Source organism: Rhizobium sp. UFLA01-1127, from assembly GCF_059803845.1.
The window spans coordinates 1-1,986 of sequence record NZ_JAUQTZ010000278.1 but is presented as its reverse complement, the minus strand read 5'-3'; the positions used below and the strand labels follow the sequence as shown (position 1 = coordinate 1,986).

General features: G+C 55.3%; 1 protein-coding gene and 2 pseudogenes. 1 reads left to right on the top strand and 2 read right to left on the bottom strand.

The window, feature by feature from the left end; translation table 11 throughout:
• Window positions 1–337: pseudogene (locus Q4Q11_RS31645) on the bottom strand (hypothetical protein); the annotation flags it as partial.
• Window positions 338–705: 368 nt separating this feature from the next.
• Complete coding sequence (locus Q4Q11_RS31640) at window positions 706–1,299, bottom strand: shikimate kinase (RefSeq protein ID WP_498571959.1); 594 nt, start codon at window positions 1,297–1,299, stop codon at window positions 706–708.
• A gap of 304 nt (window positions 1,300–1,603) precedes the next feature.
• Between Q4Q11_RS31640 and Q4Q11_RS31635 the strand changes: the two are divergent.
• Window positions 1,604–1,986 (top strand): annotated as a pseudogene (locus Q4Q11_RS31635) (hypothetical protein); the annotation flags it as partial.

Below are 1,986 nucleotides of genomic sequence, written 5' to 3'. Positions count from 1 at the left end.
TGGCGGAAACCGCGGCGCCGTCCTTTTCGAAATCGACATCGTCGAAATCGATTTCGCCGATCTTGTAGCCGCCATTGTTTTCCTCGACGCCGTCCAGAGTAATGTCCCCAAGCGGAATGCCGTCGTCCATGCCGGCCGCCTTGAAGCTTGCGCCCTTCAGCGTCACCGTGCTGCCGTCGACGTCGATGCCTGTGGCAGCAATCGAACCGCCCTGCTGGCCGTAGACGTCGTTGATCTTCTTCAGCAGATCATTGCCGTCGAGCGCGAAGGCCGAGCTGGCGAAAGACAGGATGGCAGCGCTGCAAAGCATCAACCGCGTGGTTCGGTAGAACATCATAATTGGTACTTTCTTGTTGAACTGTGGCATTGACGGCCTTGATAGATGGGCATGCAATGCAACGGCTTCTATCGATCTTTCTGCAGAAATTCGATTAATAAGATCGCAATCCAAAGCGAAGTTCGGGCTCACCAGCGATGTGCCCTCACGGTGCCAGCAATGGAGCAATCCTGTTCATATGTGGACCGGTCCCAGCGCAAGCGGCTTCGTCGATTTTTCTGAGGAACGGCTGCGGTCATATGTCCGACTGTTCAGTTTCAAAACGCGTTGATCCTGATTACACGTCATTCCCTGATCGGCGCAGCCACGCAACCCTTCCGTCGAAAGATACGTTCACCTTCGGCACGGGTGGTTGGACCGATGTGTAGTCACGGCATTTTGCTTTCTGCCGCCCTTCCCTCGGCGATAGCGGTGAGGACGTCCTTGACCATGATGTCCTTGCCGACGTCGCGAGAGGGAACCGTCAGATCGGCTTCCGCATAGATCGGATAGCGCGCATTCATCAGGTTCTCGAGGGTCTGTTTCGGATCCTCGGTTTTGAGCAGCGGCCGTTCGTGATGTTTGTTTACCCGGTCCCATAGGACGTCGAGATCGGCCTTCAACCAAACGGAAAGGCTACCGCGCTTGACATGCATGCGCGTACTTTCGTTGATGAATGCGCCGCCCCCTGTCGAAACGACACGCGGGCCGCCCTTGAGGAGCCGCTCGATGACGCGCGTTTCCAGCGCCCGGAACTCCACCTCGCCATGGGCAGCAAACAGTTCGGTGATCGTCATGCGCGAGACGCGCTCGATCTCGACATCCGTATCAACAAAAGGGATGCCGAGTTGGTGTGCAACGGGCCGGCCGATCGAAGACTTCCCAACCCCCATCAGCCCGACAAGGACAAGATTGCGCTGACCCAGCGCAGCACGCGCTCTGTCTTTGAGGCTTTCGGCAAGGCTCAAGATTTGTTCACTCATCGGCCCAATCAAAATATCTTGGGAACGGTATCGCCAAATGCGCCGACAGCGTCAAGACGCGGCTGGGGGATAACATCTTTCAGTCTCGCCAAGCGTAAACGCTTCAACGGTCGCAACTAGCCAGCAGTTCGGCCACGCGAGAAAATTTGCTTCAGGTCCCATCTTCTTCGTAAGTGGTACAGATTTGGTGGCAACAATGCGGTGAACGTATAAGTCGGCATCGTGGTTCAATGCCAGTTCATGAAAATTTACAAATGGCGTTGCAGTCTTGAAACCCTAAAATAGGTTTTGACGGAGTATGGCGATGAAGACCAAGAGGCATTTCTTGCTTGCCGGTCTATTCCTGTCGGCGCTGCTGTTGGTCTTTTGTCTTCTGGTTCCCGAGTATCCAGAATATCCGATGGTTGCAAAGGAGGATATCGACACGATCAGGCTTAACGCAGCGGGAGACCGGGTTCTCGTTCGGACTGATAGATACGACTATGATTTTACTCTCCCGGCGAACCTTTTGAACCCGGCGCTTGCATCACTGCCGCGTTCCAATGCGCCCTGGTATGCTCGCGGTCAACTATCCGAACTCCAGCGCAATGACGACGGTACGTTTACCTCACGTTGTCTAATAGCGTTCCAAGAGTCAAGGAGCCGTGGGCACTCGTCAACGTCGCCGTGCTGCGGAACACGCTGGGC

What these genes read in the sequence shown, in the direction of transcription:
- Q4Q11_RS31640 (WP_498571959.1), bottom strand. Translation starts at nt 1,299, where the DNA reads ATGAGTGAACAAATCTTGAGCCTTGCCGAAAGCCTCAAAGACAGAGCG.